Origin of the sequence: Paraburkholderia xenovorans, from assembly GCF_046030735.1 — a bacterium.
GTDB lineage: Bacteria > Pseudomonadota > Gammaproteobacteria > Burkholderiales > Burkholderiaceae > Paraburkholderia > Paraburkholderia xenovorans_A.
Genome location: NZ_JAQQBV010000029.1, coordinates 52,408 through 78,451 on the forward strand (window position 1 = coordinate 52,408; position 26,044 = coordinate 78,451).

The following is a 26,044-nucleotide window of genomic DNA, read 5'->3' on the forward strand; positions in this document are numbered from 1 at the left end:
CGATAGCAGCACCCGGGAATAAAAGAAAATCCTTAGCATGAAATGTTGATTCGGCCAGGTTCGATGCATTGGTATGATCGACTTGATTAATCAAGTTGGCGTGCGTCGCCGGCTTGCCAGGCGATAGCTTGATTTCAACACTTGAAACGTGATGCAAGTCCGACGGGCAACTGAGGCGGGGGCTGTTCCTCATGCGCGTGGAAAGCGAAGATTGGTGTCACACAAAACCCTACTCTCAATGAGCGACTCACTGCATCCCTACGACGTTTTTATCGAACCCAGTTTCCGCCGGGTCAAGGTGATTTTCGCGGGGCAGACACTGGTCGACACGCGCGACGCGTTGCTGGTCCATGAGCGCGGACATGTGCCGGTGTATTACGTTCCTGTCGAACAGGTGCGCGACGATCTGCTGCATCCATCGGATACCACGACAAACTGTCCGGGCAAGGGCGACGCGCGGTACTGGGACCTGAAATACGGCGAGCACTGGTCGGAGAACGCGGTGTGGCGTTACACGCGCCCGAGCACCGATGTCGGCGAGCGGCTGACGGACTACTACGCGTTTGACTGGCGCGCGGTCGACGTCTGGTACGAGGAAGATGAAGAGCTGTTCTCGCATTCGCACGCACGCGATCCGTACAAGCGTATCGATGCGCTGGCGAGCAGCCGCCATGTGCGCGTGATTGTGGACGACGTGGTGGTCGCGGATTCGCATCATCCGATCGTGGTGTTCGAGACGGGCGTGCCGGCGCTTTACTACCTGCCGTTGCAGGACGTGCGCACCGATCTGCTCGAGCCCACGCGAACGGTCACGCATTGTCCTTATAAAGGGGCCGCGCGTTACTGGTCGATCTCCATCGACGGCCGCACGCGCCAGGACGTGGTCTGGACGTATTCGTCGCCGTTCACGGAGATGTCGAAAATCGCCGGACTGCTGGCGTTTTTCCCCGAGCGGGTCGATCGCTTCGAGGTCGACGGTGAGCCGCTCGACGTCGGCGAGTGGAATTTTTCAGTACTCGATTACCTGAATCGCGGCCGCTTCTACGGTTCGAAACCAACGCCGTAGCGATCTGACCAGGCGGCCTGCCGCCAGAACCTTTTCCGGATTCGTCTTCCTTCGGGCGCCTTCATCGCAGCGCACCCGACGGACTTTTGCGCGCGGTCGTTTCTCAGCGAGCGCCGGTGCGTCGACGGTTGTCGTTTTAGTTGAAAACTAACTTGAAAATATAAAGAGGGGAATTACCGTGTTATCTGAAGTCACTCGCATGCGGCCATTGCCGCTGATGATCGTTGCCGCGCTGGCCTCGATGGCCGCACTCCCAGCGCTATCCGCGCATGCCCAGGAAGCCGCACCGTCGACGACGAAACCTGCGGACCAGGACAGCAGCGGCACTGTGGCGCTGCCGCAGGTCAATGTGGTCGGCAAGTCGTTGCCTACCGATCTTTCTCGCGCGTATAAAGGCGGTCAGGTCGCGAAGGGCGCGCAACTCGGCTTGCTCGGCAATACCGACGTGCACGATGCGCCGTTCAACGTGATCAGCTACACCGCGCAGACGATCGCGGATCAGCAGGCACGCAATCTCGCCGACGTGGTCGCGAACGATCCGTCGGTGCGGATGAACGATCCGGGCGGCAGCATTTCGGATGACTTTGCGATTCGCGGTTTCTCGGTGCCCAGCAACGACGTCGCATTGAACGGTCTCTATGGGATCGCGCCGAAATGGCGCGTGCCGACTGAAATTCTCGAACGCGTCGAAGTGATCAAGGGGCCGACTGCGATGCTGACCGGCGCGTCGCCGAACGGCAGCGTGGGCGGCGGCATCAATGTGATTACGAAGCGCGCGACCGACACGCCGGTCACCAGTATCACCGAGAGTTATCAATCGGACTCGCAGTTCGAAACGCATGTCGACGTGGGCCGCCGTTTCGGCGACAACAATCAGTTCGGATTCCGTGCCAACGGCGTATTCAGCAACGGCAACACGGCGGTGAATAGCCAGTCGGACCGCCGCGAAGTCGGCTCGATCGCACTCGACTATCGTGGCGACCGTCTGCGCGCATCGTTCGACTACCTGAAGCAGATCGACCACCAGGACGCGCCGAACCGCTGGATGGCGTTCGCGACGCCGATCATTCCGACCGCGCCGCGCTCGTCGACCAATTATCTTCCGGACGGCTATGCGAACGAGCGTGACGGTTCGCTGCTCGCGCACGTCGAATATGACATCCTGGACAACACGACGGTCTACGCGAGTGTAGGCGGCGCGCGCCGGCAAGGCGACGAGCGGGTGGGCGATCCGGTCAACGCGCAACCGAACGGCGATTTCACGTCGGCCTATTACAACCGCAAGGCGGCCACCTCGGTGAATACCGCGGAGATCGGCGCGCACACGCAATTCGACACCGGGCCGATCCACCATACCGTGTCGATCAGCGGTTCGACCTACACGGAAAAAGACTGGCTCACCGTCGTGCCGGGCGAAGCGATTACGTCGAATCTGTACGACGTGGTGTCGCCGCCGCTGCCCACCACGGCCGCGGGCGACCCGTTGCCGCTGTCGAAAGTCATGCTGAAAAGCGTGGGTCTCGCCGATACGTTGTCGTTCGCGCACGATCGCGTGTTGCTGACGCTCGGCGGCCGCTACCAGGAGGTCGGCGTGCGCAACTACGATGCGAGCGGCGCTACGTCGAGCGGCTACGACAAGCATGCGGCCACGCCGATGGCGGGGATCGTGTTCAAGGTCACGCCGGGTGTCTCGGTCTACGCGAATTACATTCAGGGGCTCGGGCTCGGCAATATCGCGCCGAGCACGGCGGCGAACCAGGGCCAGGTGTTCGCGCCGGCGAAATCGGAGCAGTACGAGACCGGGGTGAAGTGGGACGTGGGCAACTTCACGACCACCGCGAGCGTGTTCCAGATCACGCAACCGGGCGGCATCACCGATCCGGTCACCAACATCTATAGCCTGAGCGGCGACGAACGGCATCGCGGTTTCGAATGGAGCGTATTCGGCCAGGTGTATCGAGGCGTGCGACTGCTCGGCGGCGTGTCGTATATCCAGGCATTGCTGACCAATACCGCGGGCGGCGTCGATGCGAACAATGTCGCGCCGGGTGTGCCGCGAGTGCTGGCGAATCTCGGCGCCGAGTGGGATACGCCGTGGGTGCCGGGCCTGACGTTGACGGCCCGCACGATCTACACCGGTTCGCAATATGTCGATTCCGCCAACACGCAGAAGCTCGCGAGTTCGACACGCTTCGATCTGGGCGCGCGCTACAAGACGGTCATCGCGAGCGAGCACGTGACGTTCAGGGCGAGCGTCGACAACGTGTTCAATCGTTCTTACTGGGCAGGTGTGTACAGCGGCGGCGGTTTCGTCTATCTGAGCTCACCGCGCACGGTGCGCCTGTCGGCCACGGTCGATTTCTGATCTTCTGATTCTGCTTGTCATGCACGATTTCACAGGGGCATTCCAATGAAAAAGCAGGACCATCCGACACGGGACAACGGCGCTCCGCATGGGATGACTCGCCGCACAGCCTTGCGCCGCATTGCACAGACCGGTGCGTCGGCCTTCGCATTGAGCGGCGGCTCGTGGCTCGCGCCGGGCAGCGCGCAGGCCGCGGCGCCGAAGCCCGGTGCGACGATTCGCGTCGCGTCGCTCACGCCGGTCGCCGCAATCGAGCCCGTGCACCTGACCGATCCGTACGCCGTCCTGCTGATCAATCAGACGGGAGAGTATCTGCTCAACGACGATCCGGCACGCGGGCTCGTGCCTTCGCTCGCTGAAACATGGCGCGCGAATGCGGATGCGACCGTGTGGGTGTTCACGATCCGGCGCGGCGTCAAGTTCCATGACGGGCAAACCCTCACCGCCCGCGACGTGGTCGCGACATTCAGCCGTCTCGCCGATCCGGCTAGCGGATCAGCGGCACTGTCGTCGTTCAAAGGCGTGTTGTCGAAGCAGAACATTCGCGCGGTGGATGATTACACCGTCGAATTTCGCCTCGATAGTGCAAATGGCAATTTTCCGTACTACGTCTCGTCGGATACGTACAACGCGATCATTCTGCCGGCGAACTACGCGGGCAATTACGAACGGACCTTCATCGGTACGGGGCCGTTCCGGCTCGAAAAGTACGCACCGGACAGGGCGAGCTTCGTGCGCAATCCTGATTACTGGGGTGTCAAGGCGCTGCCTGCGCGCATCGAGTTCACGTTCTACGCGGATGCCGCCGCGGTGAGTCTTGCGTTGCTCGGGCGGCAGGTCGATCTGGTGCCGGGCGTCAGCCCCGCGAACACGCGGCTATTCGCCCGCGATCCGAGCATCAGGATTAGCCGGCTGCCGTCCACGCAGCACGACCAGGTTCATATGCGAACCGACCAGGGGCCGTTCAAGGACAAACGCGTGAGGCGCGCACTGGCGTTGTCGATCGATCGCCCGCGGATCGTCACGGGCTTGCTCAACGGCTATGCCAGTGTCGGCAACGATCACCCGTTCTCACCGATGTACCCGTCGAGCGATCGCACGGTCACGCAACGCACCCAGGATTTGCGCGAGGCGCGGCGTCTGCTGGCGGAGGCCAACGTGCCGAACGGCTTCAAGGTCACGTTGACGACCGAAAAGCTCGGCGACATTCCGGAATTCGCGGTGCTGTTGCAAAACTCGGCGCGGCAGATCGGCATCGATATCGATCTGAAGATCGAAGACCAGGGCTTGTATTACGGCAGCGCGACGTTCGGCAAATCGGACTGGCTCGATTCGACACTCGGTATCACGGACTACGGGCATCGCGGCGTGCCGAACCTCGTGCTCAATGCGCCGCTGAAAACCGGTGGCGCGTGGAATGCCGCGCATTTCGCGAACCCCGCCTACGACAAGCTCGCGCTCGCGTACGCAGCCGCTGCCGATCTGGCGAGTCAGCGCGAGGTGGCGGGCAAGATCTCGCGGCTGCTGCTCGACGAGACGCCGCTGATCATCGGCACCTATCGCGACGCGTTGACTGCCAGCGTGAGCAATCTTGCCGGCGTGCAGTTCGCGGCGATTCCGCAATTGCTACTCGATAAAGCTTACTTTGCTTGACCACGGGCGTCGTGCGAATCCGCGCGGCGCGCCTATTTTCCACTTGGAGGCATCAATGAGTTCCCCCCTTTCGCAATTCGATCTGTACATCGAGCCGAGTCCGCGACGTGTGCGAGTCGAGTTCGGCGGCGAAGTGATCGCGCAGACGCAGCAGGCATTGCTGGTTCACGAGCGCGGACAACTGCCGGTTTACTATTTCCCGGCCGACAGCGTGCGCACCGAACTGCTGCGCGCAACGGATCAGAAGACGCAATGCTCGCGCAAAGGCGCGGCCAGCTACTGGCATATCGAGGCCGGCGGCCGTCATGCGGCCAACGCGGTGTGGCGCTATGCGGAGCCTTCGACCGAAGCGGGCGAAGCGCTGAAGGAGTATTACGCGTTCGACTGGAAGTCGGTCGACGCGTGGTTCGAAGAAGAAGAGGAACTGTTCCAGCATCCGCATGCGCGCGATCCGTACAAGCGTGTCGATGCGATTTCCAGCAGCCGTCACGTGAAAGTGTGGATCGACGACGAAGTGATCGCCGAAAGCAGCAATGCGGTAGCCGTGTTCGAAACGGGTCTGCCGACACGCTATTACCTGCCGTTGCAGGATATCCGCACCCGTCTGCTCGTGCTCAGCACGCGGCTCACTACATGTCCGTACAAAGGCCAGGCGCGTTACTGGTCCGCGAAGATCGGCGACAAGCTGCATGAAGACGTGGTCTGGTCGTATCCGACGCCGATTCGCGAGATTCCGAAGATTGCCGGGCTGCTGTCGTTTTATCAGGAACGCGTGACGCGCTTCGAGGTGGACGGCAAGGTGATCGCGAATGAGGCGTGGCACCGTTCGGTACTCGACTTCTTCAATCACGGCACGTTCTATCGCGCCTGATCGCACCTGATAGAGCATGAGCAGGCCGACGTCGCGCGAGACGCGTCGGCCTGCTTTTTTCAGGCTTGCTGCTGCACCGTGTGACGACCGCTTACGCGTGCGATCACATCGAGCGCGTCGTCGATGCGGTTGCCTTGCCACGCAATGTGCTGGTCGGGACGAATCAGCGTGAGCGTAGCGGGGTAGCGCGCGCGGGCTGAATCGACCGGTAACGACAGCACGCTGAGCGGCACGCCGGCTTGCGCGGCTGCATCGGTCAGACGGGCGAGCGCCGCGGGATCCGCGCCGAGGTCGAGCAGCGTGAAACCCGGGCCGAGGCGGTCATAAAGCGCGCTGCCATCGTCGAGCCAGAAATGGGGCGCGCGGTGTCCGGGATGCGCGAGCGGCGTGTAATCGGTTTCGCTCCACGCGGGTGCGTCCGTGCCGTCGCTCAACACGACGGGCGATGCGTCGTAACGCTGGTCGAGCACGATGCCGTCGATGTTCCACTCCGCATAGGTCAGTTGGTACAGCGATTCGCCGCGGCGTTTGCGTTGCGCTTCGTCGTCACGGCCACGCGAGTCGTGTGTTTCGTGTGTTTCATGCGGCGCTTGCCCGTCGCTGACGCGGATCGATGCGGCGGCCGCCGCGAGCGCGCGGCTATTTTCCAGCGCGCAACGCGAGACCGTTTCGCCGATCGGGCGGCGCTCGAGGTCGTAGCTGTCGAGCAGCGCTTCGCCTCCCCATCCCTGCAGCGAGGCGGCAATCTTCCAGCCCAGATTGACGGCGTCGGCCATCCCGACGTTCATGTTGTGGCCGCCGGTCGGCGGGCACACGTGCGCGGCGTCGCCAGCGAGGAAAAACCGGCCGGCGCGATAGTGCCGCGCGACACGTGTGAGCACCAGATACGAAGACTGGCTGATGACCGTGATCGGCGCCGGCGCACCGAGCAACGTCTGTGCGCGTGCGGTGATTTCTTCGGCGCTCGGCACATGATCGCCCTGCACCGAGATGCCGAAGCCCCAATGCTCGTCATCCGGAATGCTGATGATGCTCGACGCTTGCGGGTTGAACACGGCCAGCATGCCGAGCGAGTCGTAAGCGGAGGAGCGGGTGAGATCGGCGATCCGGTAACCGTCGCTGCGCACGACATAGCTCATGTTGCGGCACAGCGGTGCGTCGCCGGCGCGCGCGATGCCGGCGCTGCTGCGTACCAGACTGCCGGGGCCGTCGCAGCCCACCAGATAGGTCGACGAGATCGTATGGGGCGTGCCGTCCGGCGCACGGAGCGTGGCCGATGCGCGTTCTTCGTCCTGTGCGACGGAGAGCACTTCCCATCCCAGCAGAAGCCGCGCGCCGAGTTCGAGCGCGCGGCGATGCAGGATGCGGGTCAGAACCGGCTGCGGCACGCTCAACGACGGCTCAGCGGCAAGCTCGTGCGATTCGTCGACATGACGGCCGTAGCGCAGCGGGAAAGCGCCCAGCGGCGGCGCCAACAGCGTTTCGGCGATCACGAGCCGCTGATGCGGGGCGCGCGTTGTCCACGCATGCTCGCGTACCGCGTCGCTGATACCCCAGCGGCGATAGTGCTCGAGCGTGCGCATGTTGTTGGCGCGCGCTTTCGGATGCCCGTCGAGAACCGCAGCGCTTTTTTCGACGACGACCACATCGACGCCGCGCAAGCGCAACTCGATGGCGAGGCCCGAGCCGATCGGGCCGCCGCCGACGATCAACACAGGGGTGTGGTCGGGCACGACGGAAGAATACGTAGAGGACATGGATCAGATAGGGGGTTGGTGACAGCGGATCGCCTGTCCCGACGCGAGCCGGCGCAGCAACGGCGCTTCATGCTCGCAGCGGGACACGGCGTGCGGACATTGCGCGCGGTACGCGCAGCCTGCGACGGTCGAGGGCGTGGAGGCCACCGCAATAGCCGGCGCAAAAACGGCCGCCTGAACGGCGTCCGGACGCGCCTGCGTCGCATCGAGCAGAGCGCGCGTATAAGGATGCTGCACATCGCCGAACACCTGGTCGGCGGTGCCCGTTTGGACCACCTCGCCGCGATACAGCACGACGATGCGGTCGGCGACATAGCGCACGACGTTGAGGTCGTGCGAGATGAACAGGTACGCGGTGTGTTCGGCGCGCTGCTGTTCGACCAGCAGATTCAGGATCGCGGCCTGCACCGATGCATCCAGCGCCGAGGTCGGTTCGTCGCAGATCACGAGACCTGGCCGGCCTGCGAACGCGCGGGCAATCGCGGCGCGCTGACGCAAACCGCCCGACAATCTGGCCGGTTTCGAAGCGAGATGCGCGGCGCTCAGACGAAAGCGCGTGCCGATCGCGTCGACTTCGTGCTGGCGTTGAGGTGCGGTCATCGTGGTGAACAGCTTCAGCGCGCGGTCGATCAGGCTGCCGACCCGATGCGCGCGATTCAACGCGGAGCCAGGGTCCTGAAACACCATTTGCAGTGCGCGATGCGCGTGCTTGCCGCGACGTCGAACCTTGAATTCCAGCGGCGCGCCAGCGAGTTCGATGCGCGATCCGCTATCCGGCTCGACGAGGCCGGCGATGATGCGCGCGAGCGTGGACTTGCCGCTGCCCGATTCGCCGATCAAACCGAGCGTTTCGCCTGCGCAGAGCGAGAAGCTCACGTCGCGCAGCGCGGCGACGGAGCGCCCCTTCGACGAATAGGTTTTCGAAAGATGTTCGACGACCAGCAGCGGCGCGGCCTGTGCATGGCCGGCGTCGCTGGAACGCGGCGCGGGCAGCGGGCGCGATTCGATCGTCGCCGTGTCACGTGTTACGTCGCGTGGATGATGACAATACACGACGTGCGAGCCGTCGCGTTGCGGCAACGGCGTGTGCGTTTCGCACTGTTTGTCGGCGTGCGCGCAGCGTGCGGCGAATGCGCAACCGTGTTGCGCGACCGAAGCCGGCGGGCCGCCCGCAAGACTGGCAAGAGGACCGTCTTGTTTGGTGCGGCCGGCACCTGGCAGACATTCGAGCAATCCGATCGTGTACGGATGCCGCGGCCGGTCGAGCAGCGCCGTGGTATGGGCTTCCTCGACGAGTGTGCCTGCATACAGCACGCCGATGCGGTCGCACAGTTTGCGAATCGCGCTCAGGTTATGGCTGATCAGCAGCACAGCGATGCCTAGCTTCGCGCGCAGCGACGCGATCAGCGCGAGCACTTCGGCTTCGACCGATGCGTCGAGCCCGGTGGTCGGTTCGTCGAGGATCAGCAACGAAGGGCGGCAAGCGAGCGCCATCGCGATCACGACGCGCTGCTGCATGCCGCCTGACAACTGGTGCGGATAGCTGCGCATCGCGCGCGCCGGGTCGGCGATCTGCACGCGTTCGAGCATCCGGTGGGCGGCCTGTTCGGGCGACGTGTCGCGCAGAGTTGCCGCACGGAACGCTTCGATCAACTGGCGGCCGATCGTCATCGTCGGGTTCAGCGCCTGCGACGGGTCCTGGTAGACCATCGCCATCGCGGAGCTGCGCAACCGGCGCAACTGCCGCTTCGACGCATTGAGCACATCATGTTCGCCGAGCGCGATCGAGCCGCCCGCGACGCGGCCGTTTTCCGGCAGATAGCGCTCGATGGCGAACGCGACTGTCGATTTACCGCTGCCGGATTCACCGACCATTCCGTAGATTTCGCCCGGTGCGATGCGCAGACTCAAATCGCGGATCACGGTTCGTTCGATTCCGCGTACCGTGTAGCGGATTTCCAGCCCGTCGATGGTGAGCGCGGGCAACACAAGCTGGTTCGGTAGGCGCGCGTTCATTCGCCGAGCGCCTTGCGAAGCGCGTCGGTCAGCAGGTGCGTGCCGATCACGAGCGACGCGGTAGCGAGCGCGTCGAACACCACCGTCCACCACATGCCGCCGATCAGCAGCGGATAATTTTCGGCGATCGCGAGTCCCCAGTCGGGTGAAGGCGGCTGGATGCCGAATCCGAGAAAGCTCAACGTCGCGGCCGAGAATACCGCATAGCCGAGCCGCAGCGTCGCCTCGACCAGCAGAACCGGCGCGATGTTCGGCAGAATTTCGACGAGCAGGATGCGCGGCACGGACTCGCCGCGCATCTCGGCGGCCGCGACATAATCGAGCCGGGTTTCGCCGCGCGCGGCGGTGCGCACGCTGCGCGCGATCATCGGCGCGAACGCGAACGCTATGACGCAGATCACCGTGCCGACGCTGCTGCCTAACGCGGAGAGCGCGACCAGCGCCATGATCGTCAGAGGCATTGCCATGATCGAGTCGAACAGGCGGTTCAACGTCCGGTCGACCCAGCCGCCGAAGTAAGCTGCTATCAGGCCGAGCACGCTGCCTATCGCGGTCGCGAGAAGCGTGACGAGCGGCGCGACCACGAGGATGTCCTTTGCGCCGGAAAGTACTCGGGAGAACTGATCGCGGCCGAGCTGATCGGTGCCGAACCAGTGTTGCGCGGACGGCGGTGCGAGGCTGTTCGACATGTCGTCGGCGAGCGGATCGAACGGCACGATATGCGCGCTGAACAGCGCGCAGAAGATCCAGAAGCCGAGGATCGCCGCACCGGCGACGAACGCCGGCGATCTGCCGAGTCGCGCGAGCAGATGATCGCGCGCGAAAGTCAACGTCAAGGCGCTCATGGTGTCTCCGTGTCGTGGTGTGGATCGAAGCGGCGCGCGACGAGGTCGCCCAGTAGCGAGCCGATCGCGTAGAGCGCGCCGATTACGAGCACACCGCCTTGCAGAACGGGAAAGTCGCGCGTCTTGGCCGCATGCAGGATCAGACTGCCGATACCCGGATAGCGGAACAGCGCTTCGATCGCGACGAGGCCGCCGATCAGATAACCCAGTTGCGAGCCGAGCACCGTCAGCGCGGGCGGTAGCGCGTTGCGCAATACGTGGCGCCAGATCACCGTAGGCCAGGAGAGTCCCTTGAGTACCGCGGTGCGCGTGTAATGGCTTTGCAGCGCTTGCAACGTGCTGGTGCGCGTCATTCTCGACAGGTAGCCGAACATGCCGAACCCAAGTGGCAACGCGGGCAGAATGAGTTGATGCAGACGTGTCGCGAGCGGCGTGTCGGGCGAGACATCGGCGAAGATCGGGAACCAGTGCAGCCAGATGCCCAACGTCAGGATCAGCACGATGCTCCATACGAATTCCGGCACCACCGAAAGCGTGATGCCGATCACGTTGGATACCCAGTCGAATACTTTCCCGGCACGCAACGCAGCAACAATCCCGACGACGATGCCGATCGGCATCAGCGTCACGCATGCGAACGCGGCGAGTTCGACAGAACGGGCGAGGGCGCCCGACAACACGGCGGCCACCGGGCGATTCAGCACCAGCGAGGTACCCAGGTCTCCGCGTAGCGCATGGCCGAGCCAGTCGACATACTGAACCGCGATGGGGCGGTCCGCGCCGAGTTGATGATTGAGCGCGGCGATCGCGCGTGGATCGGCCAGTGGGCCGAGGATCGCGCGTCCGACGTTGCCCGGCAGCAATTGGCCGCCCACGAAAGCAAATAGCGTCAGCAGCCAGAGCGTTACCGCGGTAGAGAAGAGCCGTGTGCCGACGAAACGTATAAATGGAAGACTCATGGTCGAGACATCGGACGCAACGCTGCTCGAAAGGCCGTACGCAGCACGTTGCCTTCCTTTGAGGAGCCGTTGTGATTGTGTGTTTGTCGAGGAGCGCGAAAGCTCCGCCCCGTCACTTGTATACTCAAGTGAGTTTAACGGGCGCCGATGGGCGCGCTAAGCGATTAATTCTTCGATGCTTATGAGGGGCGGACAGAATTGACGCTCGCGCGCTTGGCGCGACGCGCTGCCTGGGAGGCGTCTGGAATGCCGCGCGCCGTCGGCGATTGGATGACCGGCGGCGCGTGTTTTCTGCTACGGGACTTGCGATAGATACGAAAGTCAGCCGAGCTGCGCGTAGCCGAGCGCACGCGCTTCGTTTTCGAGTTGATCGATCCGCTCGTAGTCGGTCATCGACAAAGTGGAAAAGCCCTGCAAACGCAGTCGTTTTGCGCGTTCGGGCCGCATCGCCAGCGCTTCGTTCAACGCGTTGCGCAGCGCTTCAATGGTCGCTTGCGGCACCGTGCGCGATGCGATCAAAGGCAAACCCGGCGACGCCGCCGTCATGCCGATCTGACGCACGTGCTGCGCCAGTTCCGGCAAATCGTCGCAGACGAAAGCGAACGTCACGCAATCGATCGCGGCGACATCCGCGCGATCTTCTATCACGGCTCGCAACGAGCCCAGATGTGAGCCGGTCTTGACGACACTGCCGAAAAATACGCCGTCGCGAGCCAGTGGCGCCACCGCGTGCCGAAGCACGTTCATCCCGCTATTCGAGTCGTTCTGATTGAAGGCGGCGCGTGCGCCGCGGCAAGCGGTGAGCGTCTCGAACGGCGCGTCTTTTCGTGTCACGAGGACACTCGAATAATTCGCGCCGTCGCAACCCGGCGCTGTAAAACGCGGCGTGGCGACTAACTGAACGTGCTCTTGCACACCGTGCGTCAAAGGATAACCGCAGGTCTGCGAGAGCAGCAGGTCGGGCCGCCGCCACAACTCGTGCAGGTCCTCGTTCGGCTCTGCGATGCGGCAGGCCGGATCGACAAGGTTGAGGACATCACCGAGCCAGTCGCGCCATTCGAGTGCGAGAGCAGGTGATACGTTGTACATCGGCAGGGAGGCGGTCCAGTTCATGGCGCGATTCTCGCATACCCGATGTTCGCTCGTGGGAGCGCCCCGTTGAGCGACATGCTCCAGACCGGTGTTTACCCGCACACGCCCAGGCTGTCTCAATCGACCCCGGCTGGATGGGCATTCCGCAAACGCTTATGCAGCCTGATATCCGCCGTTGCGGCGCCGCAGCACGCTACACGAGAAAAACGAAAACGATTTCGAAATTATTTTGACGCATCTTGAATTCGTCGATAAGCGTTGATATTGTTCATCGAAACCGTTTTCGAAATACTTGTGAGGACCGTATGAACAGTGAAGAAATTGAATTGCTCCGGGCGACGACGCGCAGGTTTGTCCGTACGCGCCTCGTCCCGTTGGAGGAGCAGATCGAAGCAGCGGACGACGTCGACCACGACCTGCTTGCCCAGTTGCGTTCCGAAGTGGCGGCACTCGGTTTGTATGGTTTCAATCTGCCGGAATCGATCGGAGGTCCGGGGCTCAGCGCAGCAGCCAAGTTGGCGATTCTCGAGGAAATGACCTATACGTCGGTTCCTTTGAGCGAAGTGTTCGGCCATCTTCCGCTGTCCCTCGGGCGATGTAATGCCGAGCAGCGCGCACGCCTGCTGCCCGATTTCCTGTCCGGGGAAAAAATCCTGACCTACGCTTTGACTGAACCCGATGCGGGTTCGGATCTGAGCAACCTGCGCACGCGTGCGACGAAAACCGATGGGGGCTGGCTCCTGACAGGCAGCAAACATTTCATTTCGCATGCGGAAACGTCGGACTACATCATCGTGCTCGCGGTGACGGATGCATCCGCATCGCTCAAGCGCAAGTTGACGACGTTCATCGTCGAGCGCAGCAATCCGGGCATCGTCGGGATGACGCGCTACAAGAAGATGGGGTGGCGCGGCTACCACCTCAATGGCTTTTCGCTGGAGAACTGTTTTGTTCCGGACGCGGACGTGCTCGGCGAACCGGGCGACGGTTTCATGAGCATGATGGAGTCGATCAACCACGACCGGATTCTTTCCGCGTGCCGTTCGACCAGCCTCGCCGGTCGTGCTCACGCGATGTCGTGCGATTACGCGAAAGAGCGTTCGGCGTTCGGCACGCGACTGGCGAATCATCAGGCGATTCAATTTATGGTCGCGGACAACGACGTCGAAATCGAAGCCGCCCGGTTGCTGATCCGACGCGCGGCCGAACTCGTCGAGGCCGACGTTCCCGAGGCGCGCATCGCGACCGCGCGAGCCAAGTTGTATGCGAGCGAAATGGGTTGCCGTGTCGCGGACCGCGCACTGCAAATCTTCGGCGGCATGGGCTACATGTGCGAACTTCCGATTGAACGCTTCTACCGCGACGCGCGGGCATTCCGCATCGGAGAAGGCACGTCGGAAATGCAGCGTCTGCAAATCGCGCGAAATGCGCTGTCCGATTAAAAGAGAACGTAAAGCCGCTATGTTGCAAAACCCGTCTCCTTCGAATGCATCGACCGCCGACCAGGCGTCGAATTCATTCTTGCCACGCGGTGGCCCATCCGAAACGCCGGCGTCGATCCGGGCGTTCGGCGATCTTTTGTCCTTCACGCCGGAACTGCCGGTTTGTCACTTCGGGGAACAGTCGTTCAGCCGTGGGGAACTCGCAGCGGCCGCGGCCGCTGCGGCGAACAGCCTGTTGTCCGCTGGTTTCAAGTCCGGCGATGTACTCGCGGTGTGGCTTCCGGATAGTCCCGCCTGGTTGCAACTGCTGTTTGCGGCCGCTGCAATCGGTGTGATCGTCGTGCCGGTGAGCACGCGCTACCGGCTCGCGGAAGCCGACCATACGATCCAGCAGAGCCGCGCGAAAGGGCTGGTTGTCCCCACCCGTTTTCTCGACTACGACTATCAGGCCGCCGCGCACACGCTCGAGTCGGACAACCCGGCGCTCGACTATGTACTGAACGTCGATATCGACGCCGGGTTTATCCGCACCGGCGATTCGAAGCCGCAGCTCCTGGCAGGGGCGTCGCTGCAGAGCCCGTTCATCACATTCAGCACTTCCGGCACGACAGGTCACCCGAAACTTGCGCTGCATACGCAGGCAGGTATCGCCAACCATGCACGCAACGTAGCGCGTGAACTGGAAGTTCTACCGGGCGACGTGATGTTGTGCGCGCTGCCGTTGTACGGCGTTCTGGGTTTCGTTCAGGCGCTGGCGGCGATTGCGGCAGGCGCGGCATGCGTGCTGATGCCCGTTTTCAAGGGCGAAGACGCCGCCCGCGCAATCGAGGCACACGGGGTCACGCACAGCTTCGGTTCAGACGGACTCTTCGACAGGATTTTCGATGCGACCGGTTACTCGCTGGCTTCATGGCGACGTGGCGGCTTCACCGAGTTTGCCGGCCTTGGACCTGCGATCTGCAAGAAGGCCGAGCAGGAGTTGAATCTGTTGCTCACCGGTTTGTACGGGATGTCGGAGTGTCTCGCGCTGACAGTGACGCGCTATCCGCATGACGACCCTCGGGTACGGGCACTGGGCGGCGGCTCGCCGGTGTCGCCGGAGATCCGCCTGCGGGTACTGGACGTCGATAGCGGCCTCGAAGTCGAAGACGGCGAGAAAGGCGAACTGCAAATCTCCGGCTACAACGTAATGACCGGCTATTTGCACAACGAAGCCGCGACCGCGAGCGCTTTCACGCCCGATGGCTGGTTCAGAACCGGCGACCTCGTGCAGCGTACCGCCGACGGTTTCATCTATCTGGCGCGACTCAACGACGGTTTGCGCCTCAGCGGCTATCTCGTGGATCCTTCGGAGATCGAACACTTCCTGAACCGGCATGAAGGGGTGATCGGCGCGCAGGTGGTGGCGGTCAAAAAGCCCGGAGTGGGGGACGTCGCGGTCGCTTTCGTACGGACAACCGATGCGGCTCTTGCGGAAGCGGATCTGCTTGCCTATTGCAAGGCAGGCATATCGAACTACAAGGTGCCGAAGCGGATTGTCTTCGTGGATGAGTTTCCCGAGAAAGCCGGTCCCAACGGCGTGAAGATTCTGAAGACCAGGCTGCGCGAAATGGCTGCGGCCGAGTTATCCCTTTGAACGAAGCGGGCACGAAGAAGGATTCGAAATAATGAAAGACGCACAAGTGAAGTCCGATATTGCATGGGCGAACCCGTCGAAGGTCGTCGTGCATGGGTTGGATCTGTGTCATGACATCGTCGGCAAGATCGATTTCGGTCAGATGACGTTCCTGCAATTGTTCGGTCGTCTGCCGGATACGCGCGAGTTGCGGATGTTCAACGCAATGATGGTGATTCTCGTCGAACACGGGATCACGCCATCGTCGCTCGCCACGCGGTTTACCTATTGCGGCGCGCCGGAATCGGTGCAGGCCGCGGTCGCCGCCGGATTGCTCGGATTGGGTTCGGTTTTCGTGGGCTCGCTCGACAACGCAGCCAGGCTGCTGCAGGAGACGATCCCTGCCAATACGTCGTTGCCGGACCCGCAGGCGAAGGCCGTCGAGATCGTCACGAGCTACCGGGCTCGCAAGGAAATCATTCCGGGCATCGGACATCCTTTCCATAAGCCGATCGATCCGCGCAGCGTAGCGTTGTTCGACGTCGCAAAGGAGACCGGCTATTACGGCCCCTACGTCGAATTGATGGACGCGCTCGGCAAGGAAGCCACGCGCCAGGCAGGGCGGCCGTTGCCGCTCAACGTGACCGGTGCGATGGCTGCCGTCGCGTCGGAAATGGGGATTCCCTGGAAGATCTGTCGCGGACTCGCGGTTGCCGCGCGGGCCGTCGGACTCGTGGGACACATTCTCGAAGAGATGCGTCAACCGATGGCGGAGACGCTCTATCTGCGAATCGAGCACGAGGCGACGCAGCATATGCATGAGGGGCAAAGCTGATGTCGGCTCCGGAATCGTCGTTGCCGGGTCGGTCCGAAGCGCGAGGGCGACAGCTTTTGCGCGAGCGCGCGGCATGCGAATTCTGGACCCGCGAAAAGCTCCGTAACGCGGACACCGATCAGTTCCGGCATATCAACAATGCGGCGATCGCGACGCTTTTCGAAGCGGCCCGGATGGAGATTCTGGAGCACGACTCGCTCAAGGCGTCGATGGCCGGCAGGAACGTGGTCGTGGCTCATCTATCGATCGACTTTCTCAAGGAGCTTTATTTTCCGGGAACCGTCGAGATCGGCTCGGCCACGCTCGACGTGGGGCGTACTTCGTTTCAACTGTTGCAGGGTCTATTCATCGGATCTGAATGTGTGGCGTCGGCTCGGGCAACCTGCGTTGTTCTCGACACGCAGCGAGGTGTGCCGACGCTCGTTCCGGAGCCGGTGCGAAGTCATTTGCTCAAGGGCCGTGCCGATGAAAACGCGTCGGTCGGCGGCAGAATCTAGAGGTCAACGTATGCCTACGAATTTTTCGAAAGTGTTGTTCGAGATGCGCGGCGATATTGCCGTCATTACTTTGAACGACCCGGATCGCCGCAATGCGCTGTCGCGGCAGATCGTCAGTGAAGTATCCAGCGCGCTGGAACTCAGCGCCTCGGCCGCGGCGCGAGCGATTGTGATTGCAGCGAATGGACCCGCGTTCTGTGCTGGCGCAAATATCGACGATCTGAAAGACGGCTGGATGGAACGCACCGATCCTCTGACCGACCCTGCATTGCTATTCAGGCGATTAGTGGAAGAGCCGCGTGTTGTGATCGCGGCTGTTCAGGGGGCGGCATTGGGCGGCGGGTTCGAGCTCTCCCTGTCATGCGATCTCGTCGTTGCGGCGGAATCCGCGTGGTTTGCGTTGCCGGAAGTCTCGCGCGGCGTGATCCCGAATACCGGCCTTGCGCTGCTGCAACGGATCGTGGGTTCCAGAGTCGCGCTCGAACTGATTGCGAGCGGCCGGCGAGTCGGCAACGAAGAGGGCGTGTCGCGAGGTCTGATCAACGCGGTCGTTGCGCGGGAGGCGGTGGTCGATAAAGCAGTTGCGTGGGCGCATGAACTCGTCGCAAAGGCGCCGCCCGGCGCGCTTTCAGCCGCTAAACGGCACCTGCACGCGCACGCCGGATATGACTGGACGCGAGTACAGCAGTCGGTGACCGACGTTCCGCGTGCCGAATGGCAGGAAGGTCTCGACGCTTTCACCGAAAAGCGCGATACGGATTTCGAGCCGTTCTGGCGCGCATTGGCAAACCAGAGTTAAGACACGTGAAGAAGGAGTCGTACATGATCATCGATTTGCATGCGCACGCGCTCAATGAACGTTTCATCGCCGATCTGGCGAAAAAGCCAGTGGCGGGACTCCGGTCCGAGCGTGACAGCGAAGGGCTTTATATCATCCGTCGCGCGGGTGACGACCGCAAGAGCACGTTAGACCCGCATCTGTTCAATCTGGAGCATCGGCTCGACAGTCTCAAGCGTCGTGACGTCGGGCTTCAGTTGTTCGGGCCGCCGCCTTTCATGCTGGCGTGGCCGGGCGGCGCGTCCAGCGTCGAACTGGTCCGGGCGCTAAACAAGGCCGCGCTGGAAACCGCCGCCGAGTCGGAAGGGCGCATGGAGCCGCTGGCGGCTTTGGCGCTGGGCGAGCCCGAGCTGGCGGTCGCCGAGCTCGAATACGCGGTGCATGAACAGGGTTTCCGCGGCGTCATGATGCCGAGTACCGCGGGCGGAAAGCCGCTCGACGGCCCTGAGTTCGCCGGACTTTTCGCCACCATCGAACGACTCGGCCTGATCGTCTTCATGCATCCGACCTCGGCGGTACTGTCGGATCGTTTCGGCATGTATGGCGTGCACGTTCTCGTCGGCTGGCCGTTCGAGACGACGCTGGCCGTCACGCGCCTGATCTTCAACGGCGTGCTGGAGCGTCACCCCGCGCTCAAGCTGGTGCTGGCGCACGGCGGCGGCAACCTGGTCTATCTGCGCGGCCGGCTGGATTCCGCTTACGAAGCCACGGGCTGGGAGGCGGATCCGTATTTCCGGCAACATATTTCGCAGAAGCCGAGCGCCTATCTCGACAGGCTCTATTACGACACCTGCGCGCTGAGCGAGGACAGCAACCGTTTTACGATTCAGACGATGGGCGCGGATCGCGTCGTTTTCGGCAGCGACTATCCGTTCGATATCGGCGATCCGGAAGGCAAGCGTTCGGTGCCGGTGATCGACGGTTTGCCGGCGGTCGACCGCGAGCTCGTCTGTCATCTGAATGCGGAGAGGCTGCTCGCGGACGCCGGACGGCAGCGGTAAGCGGCGGCTGATTTCGCGGGAAATCAGCCAGGCCACATTTATTCGTACAACTACTCAGGGAGACAGTCTTGATAGAACACATCACGACACAGAAAGCGCCTTTGCCGAAGGGACACTACGCACAGGCGACGAAAGCGAATGGATTTGTTTTCGTGTCAGGGCAGTTGCCGTTCACGGCAGACGGTAATGCCGTCCTCCCCGAAGGACTGGACGCGCAGGTTCGGCAGACGCTTTCGAATCTACGCGAGGTGCTGTTGGCGGCGCAGACGTCGATCGGGAAGCTTGTCAGCGTGCAGATCTACGTGTCCGATATCGAAACCTGGCCGCGCGTGAACGAGTTGTACCGGGAATTCGTGGGCGATCCGGCGCCGGCGCGAACCGTCGTGCCGTGTGCGCGGCTCCACTACGGCGCGCACATCGAGATCAGCGCGATCGCGCTGTGCGGCGACGAACTATCGAGCGGTATCTAACGCGCCTTCCAAGGAGGTATTCGAAATGCGAATGTTTGACTGGTACCGCGTCGCCACGCCAGTGGAGCGGCGAACGTTCTGGGGGTGTTTTTGCGGCTGGACGCTGGACAGCTTCGATAACCAGATTCTGGCTTTCCTGTTGCCGACGTTGATGGCAGCGTGGCATTTCTCCAAATCCGAAGCGGGTTTGATCGCAACCTCTTCGCTGCTGGCTGCAGCGGTCGGCGGGTGGGTCTCGGGTATTTTGAGCGACCGTCACGGGCGGGTGCGCGTGCTGACATGGTCGATCATCTGGTTCACCGGGTTCAGCATCGTCGCCGGACTGACCAACTCGTATGGGCAGTTGCTGGTGGTGCGAGCGCTGCAAGGCCTCGGTTTCGGTGCGGAATGGGCGGTCGGCGCCGCGCTGATGGCGGAAGTCATCAATCCCGCTCATCGCGGCAAGGCGCTCGGCCTCGTGCAGAGCGGCTTCTCGGTTGGCTGGGCGCTGGCTTCGGTCATCACGGGGCTGCTGCTCGCGTATATGCCGAGCTGGATCGCGTGGAGATCGGCCTTCTGGGTCGGCGTGCTTCCCGCGCTCATCGTGCTGATGATCCGTCGATATATTCCCGAGCCGGAATTGTTCACGAAGATGCAGGAAGAGACGAACGGTGCGGTCGTCGCCACCTGGCGCTCGGCTTTGCGGCGAGATGTCCGGCGCGCGAGCATTCTCGCCGCGCTGCTCGTCACCGGGCTCCAGGCGAGCAGTTTTGCGATTGCGATCTGGTTGCCCACCATGCTGGTGCAGGTTCGGCATTTGCCCGTATCGACCGTCGCCGTGATGGCGTTGATGATGAGCGGCGGCTCGTTTGTCGGCCAGGTGAGCTTTGCGTATCTGAACGACTATTTTGGCCGTCGATTTACGGCAATGACGTATTGCCTGTTCGCGGCTTCGTTGACCGCGTGCTACCTGTTCATTCCTATGGAGCCGTGGATGCTCGCCATACTGGGCTTTCCTGTCGGCGTTGCGGTGAACGGCGCATTCGCCGGTGTCGGGCCGATGTTGTCCGAGTTGTTTCCAACAGCCATCCGCACGACCTGCATGGGATTTTCGTACAACGCCGGGAAGTCGTGTGGTGCATTGAGTGTCGCGGTGGTCGGCGTTGTCGCCGAGCACATCGGCCTGACGAACTCGATCGCACTGTTCTGTTTCATCGGATACATCTGTGCGCTGCTTGCGTTGACGCTGTTGCCGGAGACGCGAGGCCGCGATCTGAAGAAGATTGCCTTTGCCGTCGAAGAGGATGACATCGGCGATCGCTCTCCGATCAAACAACTCGGTTCGTGACCCCGAGCGCGATCAATCAGGCAGCAAGCTTTTCGTGAAGGAGAACATCTTGAAGATAGTGGTAGCAGTCAAACGAGTGGTCGATTACAACGTGAAGGTTCGCGCGAAGAGCGACGGAAGCGGTCCGGAGTTGGCGAACGTGAAAATGTCGCTGAATCCGTTTGACGAGATTGCCGTGGAAGAAGCGGTTCGCCTGAAGGAAGCGGGCGACGCAGCAGAGGTCGTCGTGATTTCGTGCGGGCCGTCATCGTGTCAGGAGACGTTGCGCACCGCCCTGGCCATGGGCGCGGACCGCGCGATTCTCGTGGAAACGGAGAAAGAGTTGCAACCGCTGGCGGTGGCCAAGCTCATCAAGGCCGTCTTCGAGCGCGAGGCAGCGGACCTCGTGATACTCGGCAAGCAGGCGATCGACGACGATTGCAACCAGACCGGACAAATGCTGGCCGCGTTGGCCGAACTGCCGCAGGCGACGTTCGCTTCAAAAGTGACGATTTCCCGTGAGCAGATCGATGTGACGCGTGAAATCGACGGTGGCCTCGAGATGCTGTCGCTTCGTTTGCCGGCGGTCGTTACAACCGATCTGCGCCTGAACGAACCTCGCTACGTGACACTGCCGAACATCATGAAGGCGAAAAAGAAGCCGCTGGAAGTCCTGACGCCGGAAACACTCGGCGTCGACGTTGCGCCGCGGCTCAAGACCCTGCGCGTGATCGACCCGCCTAAACGGGCCGCCGGTGTGAAATTGCCGGATGTGAAAGCGTTGCTCGAAAAACTGAAGAGCGAAAGCAAGGTAATTTAAGGAAGGCGAAGAGATGACAATTCTGGTAATCGGTGAACATGACAACACGTCGATCAAACCCGCGACGCTGAGCACGATCGCCGCGGCGCAGCAGATCGGCGCGGAGATCGACCTGCTCATCGCCGGGAGCAATGTGCAGGAGATCGCGGTATCGGCGTCCAGCATTGCGGGCATTCGACGCATCCTGGTAGCCGACGCGGTCCATCTCGCCGACGGACTCGCAGAGAATCTCGAGGCGACGGTCATGCAATTGGCGCACCACTACCGCCACGTTTTTGCGCCGGCAACGGCATTCGGAAAGAACGTTGCGCCGCGTATCGCAGCCAGACTGGATGTCGCGCAGATTAGCGAAGTGACTGCGGTGGAGGCGCACGACACGTTTCAACGGCCCATTTACGCAGGGAGCGTGCTCGCGTCAGTGCAGTCGATGGATGCGCAGATCGTCGTGACTGTTCGCGCCACCGCGTTCGATCCGGTTGCGGCAACGGGGGGGCATGCGGAAATCGAACAGATCGCCGTCCCGCCGGAGCGCGGTGTTTCCAGATTCGTCGGCCGGCAAGTGACCGAGCTGGACCGCCCCGAACTGACTGCCGCGCGCATTGTGGTGTCGGGCGGCCGCGGTTTGGGCAGCGGCGAGAACTATCAGACAGTACTCGCACCGTTGGCGGACAAATTGGGCGCGGCGCTCGGCGCGTCGCGCGCAGCGGTCGACGCAGGTTTTGTGTCCAACGATTATCAGGTCGGGCAGACGGGAAAAATCGTTGCGCCCGAACTCTATCTGGCGATCGGTATTTCCGGCGCGATTCAACATCTGGCCGGGATGAAAGACAGCAAAGTGATCGTCGCAATCAACAAGGATGCCGAAGCGCCGATCTTCGGCGTGGCTGACTACGGGCTGGTCGGCGATCTGTTTACGGTCGTGCCGGAATTGACGCAAGCAGTGTGAGGTTGGAGTCTGCGGGGGAGGCCGTCGAGCTGACGTTGCGCCGGTCTGCGAAGATGCAATGCGAACGCGGCCATCCGAAAGGCGGCATGGTGGCGCTCGGCGTAATGAGCGCGTGCTCGCCAACGGCGGGCTGGTTGCCGTGTTCGACAGCGTCATCATGGGGCTGTCGACACGGGTAATGAAAGTTTGGGACGATGCCGCGCCGCGTACTCGCGGTTCGGGCATTGCTGGTAGGCGCGATCGATGAAGTTATAGAATCTGTCTATTTCATGCCTCTGCTCCCAAGCCACTGAACGAATGCCCAAGCCGACCAAATCAGAAATCAATGCGGACATCGTCGACTGTGCCGCGGCCCTGTTCGCCCGCCACGGTTTCGACCACACGTCGCTTCAACAGATAGCGGACGCCGTCAACTACTCGAAGGCCGGGTTGCTGCATCATTTCCCGAGCAAGCTGGCTATTTATGCGGCGGCAATCGACACCGTGCGCGCGCATATGCAGACGTTGCTTGCGAGCGTGAAAGACATTCCGGTGGGTATCGAGCGGGATCGCGCGATCATCGAAGACGCGGTGCAGTTCACTTATGAATGGCCGGGCGTGTCCGCGCTGTCCAACCGTATCGCCGACAGCGAGCCGGACGGCGATCCGCAACTGGTCGAGATCGGTATGATTCTTTACGAAGCGCTGGGCATCGATTTGAAGAACCTCAGCGAGGAGCGCATCGTGCGCGTGACGAGTGCGTTTTCCGGACTCGGCATCACGGCGATGCAGGCAGTACGTGCTGACCGGAAACGCGAATGGCGCCCTCATATCATCCGCGCGGCGATGAATGCGCTCGGTCATAAAGCGCGCTAGCCCCGCGGGAAGATTAACGCCGCCGCTCGACCCGCATCAACACGACGAACAACGTGCCGCCAACGAGCGCCGTGACGACGCCGATCGGCAGGTCTTCCGGCGCGATCAGCGTGCGTGCCGCGACGTCGGCCCAGATCAGCAGAATGGCGCCGCTCAACGCCGAGACCGGTAAGAGCCGTCCGTGTTCGGAACTCACCAGCGGCCGGCAGAAGTGCGGCGTGACGAGCCCGATGAAGCCGATCGAGCCGCTAACCGCCACCATCGCGCTGGTCACGAGCGAACTAACAAGAAACACTTCACGCCTCATTCTCGCGACTGACACGCCGAGCGACACGGCAGCCAGATCGCCGGTCATCAGCGCATTCAGTTCGCGGCGTCGCCCGATCAGTACGATGGCGCCCAGCAGTGCAATGACCGCCGGCACGACGAGCAGGTTCCAGCGTGCGAGCCCGAGACCGCCGAGCGTCCAGAAAAGTACCGATGCCGCCGCGCGTTGATCGCCGAGATAGAGCAGCAGGTTCGCCGCGGCGAGCATCACGAACGATACGGCAACGCCGGACAGCAGCAGCCGGTCCGAATCGAGCCGGCCGTGCCGATGCGCCAGCGTGATGACTATCGCGGTGGCGGCGAGCGCGCCCATGAACGCGAGCAGCGATAACGTGAACGGTCCGAAAACCGCGCCGAGAAACAGCGTCGCGGCTACCGCGCCGAGCGTCGCGCCCGCGCTCACACCGAGCAGATGCGGATCGGCGAGCCGGTTCGCGGTGACCGCCTGAAGCGCAACGCCGACCATCGCGAGGGACGCGCCTACAATGCCCGCCAGCAACACGCGCGGCAGACGGATCAGCCACACGATCGTGTCCTGCGACGCGCTCCAGGTATGCGCTGCATGCCCGACGTGCATGGCGTCCAGCAGATGCGCGAGCACGATGCGAGCCGTCAGACCCGGCGCGATGGACGTGGGCCCGAGCCCCGTGGCCAGAACGATCGACACCACGAGCGCCACGCACAACCCGGCGACGACGAGCGCGAGCGACGTCCGCATCACTTCGCGAACGCGTCGGGATGGAGGCCGCGCGCGATCGTCTCGACTGCGTCGACGTTGCGCACGCCGGGCGTCGCGGCGTCGTACGGAATCACGATGAAGCGGCGCGCGCGGATCGCGTCGAGCTGCCGCAACGCGGGCTGATCGAGCAGGAACGCGATTTTCTGCGCGGCCGTGACCGCGCCGTAGTCGACGATCACAATCGCTTGCGGATTGCGCTCGACGACGCTTTCCCAACTGACGCGAGTCCAGCTCTGGGACACATCGTCCATCACGTTGCGGCCGCCCGCGGCCTCGATCAGCGCGTTCGGCATCGCGAGCTTGCCGGCGGTGAAGGGCTTGTCCTCGCCGCTGTCGTAGACGAACGTGCGCACCGCCGGCGTCTTGCCGCCGATGCGTTGTGTGAGCGCGGTCAGCCGGTTGCGCATGTCGTCGATGAGCGAAGCGGCGCGCGGCTCGACATCGAAAATGCGCGCGAGATTGCGCAGGTCCGAATAGACGTCGGCGAACGAAGCGGGGCCGCGTGACATCACATGAGCGCACGATTCGCTCAGCTCATACACGTTGATGCCGAGCGGTGCGAGCGTCGCGGGCGTCACCGGGCCGCCGACGCTCATCCCGTAGTTCCAGCCGGCAAAGTAAAAATCCGCGCCCGCATCGACCAGCACTTCCACCGACGGATACTGGTTCGCCAGTTCCGGCAAACCCTGCAATTCGCGGCGCAATTCCGGGTTGCCGGTCTTCCAGCCGCTCACGCCGGTGAAGCCGGCCATCTTCGGTTTGAGTCCGAGCGCAAGCATCATCTCGGTGAGGTTCACGTCGTTGCTGACCGCGTGTGCCGGTGCGCGTTCGAACGTCACCGCGCGATTGCAGCTTTGCACCGTGACCGGATAATGCGCGGCGCGCGCCTGGCTCGCCAGCAGCGCGAGGACCGCGCCTAAAAGAAAAAGGATTTTTTTCATATTGGATGAATGAGTGTGATACGCGGACGCGATGACACCGGATGCCGGTCGACGATCGCCTCGACTTCGAAAACGTCCCGCAGCATGGCGGCGCTCAACACCTGTTCCGGCGTGCCGTGCGCGACGATCGCGCCGCTCGCGATCACATACAGCCGATCGCAGAACGCGGCCGCGAGATTCAGATCGTGAATCGTGGCGAGCGTGGTGAGCTTCTGCCGTTTCACGAGCGTCAGCAGATCGATCTGATGACGCAGGTCGAGGTGGTTGGTCGGTTCGTCGAGCATCAGTACCGACGGTTGTTGTGCCAACGCGCGCGCGAGCAGCGTGCGCTGCTTTTCGCCGCCGGACAGCGTGGCGAACGCACGCTCGCGCGCGTGCCACATGTCGACGTCGCGCAATGCAGCGGCCACGATCGCGGCGTCTTCGGCCGTGTCGCCGTCGAGCAGATGTTTGTGCGGCGTGCGGCCCATGCGCGCGATCTGCTCGACGGTGAGGCCGAAGTCGTCGGGCAACTCCTGCAGCAGCACCGCGATGCGTTGCGCGGCCCAGCGTGGCGCGGCGCCCCACACGTCGTTCTGATCGAGCGCGACCGAACCCGCCAGCGGCTTCGAGAAACGAAACGCGCAGCGCAACAGGCTGGTCTTGCCGCTGCCGTTTGGCCCGATCAGCCCGACGAATTCGCCGCGCGCGGCATCGAGTGTGATGTCGCGCAGCAGATGCGCCTCCTCATGCCGCCGCCGTTGCTCGGGCGACCAGCTCAGTGCGTGAATGTGGAGGCCGCAGGACAT

23 protein-coding genes are annotated in these 26,044 nt (G+C 62.7%); 15 read left to right on the forward strand and 8 right to left on the reverse strand.

Annotated features, from left to right (window positions below; all coding sequences use genetic code 11):
• The first annotated feature begins 238 nt into the window (after window positions 1-238).
• The 4 genes from PQQ51_RS25210 to PQQ51_RS25225 all read left to right on the forward strand — a co-directional run bounded on the left by PQQ51_RS25210 (window position 239) and on the right by PQQ51_RS25225 (window position 5,955).
• On the forward strand, window positions 239-1,066 hold the full coding sequence (locus tag PQQ51_RS25210) for a DUF427 domain-containing protein (protein WP_408499590.1): 828 nt from the start codon (window positions 239-241) through the stop codon (window positions 1,064-1,066).
• 199 nt (window positions 1,067-1,265) lie between these two features.
• Window positions 1,266-3,431: a TonB-dependent receptor gene (locus PQQ51_RS25215; RefSeq protein ID WP_408499591.1), complete on the forward strand. Its 2,166-nt coding sequence runs from the start codon at window positions 1,266-1,268 to the stop codon at window positions 3,429-3,431.
• A 45-nt stretch (window positions 3,432-3,476) separates the two neighbouring features.
• Complete coding sequence (locus PQQ51_RS25220) at window positions 3,477-5,084, forward strand: ABC transporter substrate-binding protein (protein WP_408499592.1); 1,608 nt, start codon at window positions 3,477-3,479, stop codon at window positions 5,082-5,084.
• 55 nt (window positions 5,085-5,139) lie between these two features.
• Entirely contained in the window at window positions 5,140-5,955 is an 816-nt protein-coding gene (locus PQQ51_RS25225; RefSeq protein ID WP_408499593.1) for a DUF427 domain-containing protein, read from the forward strand.
• A 59-nt stretch (window positions 5,956-6,014) separates the two neighbouring features.
• Here the strand turns inward: PQQ51_RS25225 and PQQ51_RS25230 are convergent, their stop codons facing one another.
• From PQQ51_RS25230 to PQQ51_RS25250, 5 genes are all read right to left on the reverse strand, one after another.
• Window positions 6,015-7,712, reverse strand: a complete 1,698-nt coding sequence (locus PQQ51_RS25230; RefSeq protein ID WP_408499594.1) for an FAD-dependent monooxygenase — start codon at window positions 7,710-7,712, stop codon at window positions 6,015-6,017.
• 3 nt (window positions 7,713-7,715) lie between these two features.
• A complete protein-coding gene (locus tag PQQ51_RS25235) occupies window positions 7,716-9,728 on the reverse strand; it encodes a dipeptide ABC transporter ATP-binding protein (protein ID WP_408499595.1) in 2,013 nt (670 codons plus the stop codon).
• Window positions 9,725-10,573 (reverse strand): ABC transporter permease, encoded by an 849-nt coding sequence (locus tag PQQ51_RS25240; protein ID WP_408499596.1) that lies wholly within the window; start codon window positions 10,571-10,573, stop codon window positions 9,725-9,727. The genes PQQ51_RS25235 and PQQ51_RS25240 overlap by 4 nt, the downstream gene beginning before the upstream one ends.
• Window positions 10,570-11,532 carry an ABC transporter permease gene (locus PQQ51_RS25245; RefSeq protein WP_408499597.1) on the reverse strand — a complete coding sequence of 321 codons (963 nt, stop codon included), beginning with the start codon at window positions 11,530-11,532 and terminating at the stop codon, window positions 10,570-10,572. The genes PQQ51_RS25240 and PQQ51_RS25245 overlap by 4 nt, the downstream gene beginning before the upstream one ends.
• A gap of 321 nt (window positions 11,533-11,853) precedes the next feature.
• Window positions 11,854-12,645 (reverse strand): phosphate/phosphite/phosphonate ABC transporter substrate-binding protein, encoded by a 792-nt coding sequence (locus PQQ51_RS25250; RefSeq protein WP_408499598.1) that lies wholly within the window; start codon window positions 12,643-12,645, stop codon window positions 11,854-11,856.
• 284 nt (window positions 12,646-12,929) lie between these two features.
• Between PQQ51_RS25250 and PQQ51_RS25255 the strand changes: the two genes are divergently transcribed.
• The 11 genes from PQQ51_RS25255 to PQQ51_RS25305 all read left to right on the forward strand — a co-directional run bounded on the left by PQQ51_RS25255 (window position 12,930) and on the right by PQQ51_RS25305 (window position 23,249).
• Entirely contained in the window at window positions 12,930-14,066 is a 1,137-nt protein-coding gene (locus tag PQQ51_RS25255) for an acyl-CoA dehydrogenase family protein (RefSeq protein WP_408499599.1), read from the forward strand.
• A gap of 79 nt (window positions 14,067-14,145) precedes the next feature.
• Window positions 14,146-15,702 carry an AMP-binding protein gene (locus PQQ51_RS25260; protein ID WP_408499600.1) on the forward strand — a complete coding sequence of 519 codons (1,557 nt, stop codon included), beginning with the start codon at window positions 14,146-14,148 and terminating at the stop codon, window positions 15,700-15,702.
• Between the two features lie 31 nt (window positions 15,703-15,733).
• A complete protein-coding gene (locus PQQ51_RS25265) occupies window positions 15,734-16,516 on the forward strand; it encodes a citryl-CoA lyase (RefSeq protein WP_408499601.1) in 783 nt (260 codons plus the stop codon).
• Window positions 16,516-17,013 carry an acyl-CoA thioesterase gene (locus PQQ51_RS25270; RefSeq protein WP_408499602.1) on the forward strand — a complete coding sequence of 166 codons (498 nt, stop codon included), beginning with the start codon at window positions 16,516-16,518 and terminating at the stop codon, window positions 17,011-17,013. The genes PQQ51_RS25265 and PQQ51_RS25270 overlap by 1 nt, the downstream gene beginning before the upstream one ends.
• A gap of 10 nt (window positions 17,014-17,023) precedes the next feature.
• Window positions 17,024-17,812 (forward strand): enoyl-CoA hydratase/isomerase family protein, encoded by a 789-nt coding sequence (locus tag PQQ51_RS25275; RefSeq protein WP_408499603.1) that lies wholly within the window; start codon window positions 17,024-17,026, stop codon window positions 17,810-17,812.
• 23 nt (window positions 17,813-17,835) lie between these two features.
• Window positions 17,836-18,852, forward strand: coding sequence for an amidohydrolase family protein (locus PQQ51_RS25280; RefSeq protein WP_408499604.1), 1,017 nt, complete (start codon window positions 17,836-17,838; stop codon window positions 18,850-18,852).
• Window positions 18,853-18,920: 68 nt separating this feature from the next.
• Window positions 18,921-19,322 carry a RidA family protein gene (locus PQQ51_RS25285; protein ID WP_408499605.1) on the forward strand — a complete coding sequence of 134 codons (402 nt, stop codon included), beginning with the start codon at window positions 18,921-18,923 and terminating at the stop codon, window positions 19,320-19,322.
• Between the two features lie 25 nt (window positions 19,323-19,347).
• Window positions 19,348-20,649, forward strand: a complete 1,302-nt coding sequence (locus PQQ51_RS25290) for an MFS transporter (RefSeq protein WP_408499606.1) — start codon at window positions 19,348-19,350, stop codon at window positions 20,647-20,649.
• A gap of 49 nt (window positions 20,650-20,698) precedes the next feature.
• Window positions 20,699-21,448: an electron transfer flavoprotein subunit beta/FixA family protein gene (locus PQQ51_RS25295; RefSeq protein ID WP_408499607.1), complete on the forward strand. Its 750-nt coding sequence runs from the start codon at window positions 20,699-20,701 to the stop codon at window positions 21,446-21,448.
• A gap of 13 nt (window positions 21,449-21,461) precedes the next feature.
• Window positions 21,462-22,394: an electron transfer flavoprotein subunit alpha/FixB family protein gene (locus PQQ51_RS25300; RefSeq protein ID WP_408499608.1), complete on the forward strand. Its 933-nt coding sequence runs from the start codon at window positions 21,462-21,464 to the stop codon at window positions 22,392-22,394.
• A gap of 297 nt (window positions 22,395-22,691) precedes the next feature.
• A complete protein-coding gene (locus PQQ51_RS25305) occupies window positions 22,692-23,249 on the forward strand; it encodes a TetR/AcrR family transcriptional regulator (RefSeq protein ID WP_408499609.1) in 558 nt (185 codons plus the stop codon).
• 13 nt (window positions 23,250-23,262) lie between these two features.
• On the opposite strand, the gene PQQ51_RS25310 is transcribed toward PQQ51_RS25305, so the two are convergent.
• The 3 genes from PQQ51_RS25310 to PQQ51_RS25320 are packed head-to-tail and all read right to left on the reverse strand — an operon-like array spanning window position 23,263 to window position 26,044.
• Window positions 23,263-24,294, reverse strand: coding sequence for a FecCD family ABC transporter permease (locus PQQ51_RS25310; RefSeq protein WP_408499610.1), 1,032 nt, complete (start codon window positions 24,292-24,294; stop codon window positions 23,263-23,265).
• Window positions 24,294-25,256, reverse strand: a complete 963-nt coding sequence (locus tag PQQ51_RS25315; protein WP_408499611.1) for an ABC transporter substrate-binding protein — start codon at window positions 25,254-25,256, stop codon at window positions 24,294-24,296. The genes PQQ51_RS25310 and PQQ51_RS25315 overlap by 1 nt, the downstream gene beginning before the upstream one ends.
• Entirely contained in the window at window positions 25,253-26,044 is a 792-nt protein-coding gene (locus PQQ51_RS25320; RefSeq protein WP_408499612.1) for an ABC transporter ATP-binding protein, read from the reverse strand. The genes PQQ51_RS25315 and PQQ51_RS25320 overlap by 4 nt, the downstream gene beginning before the upstream one ends.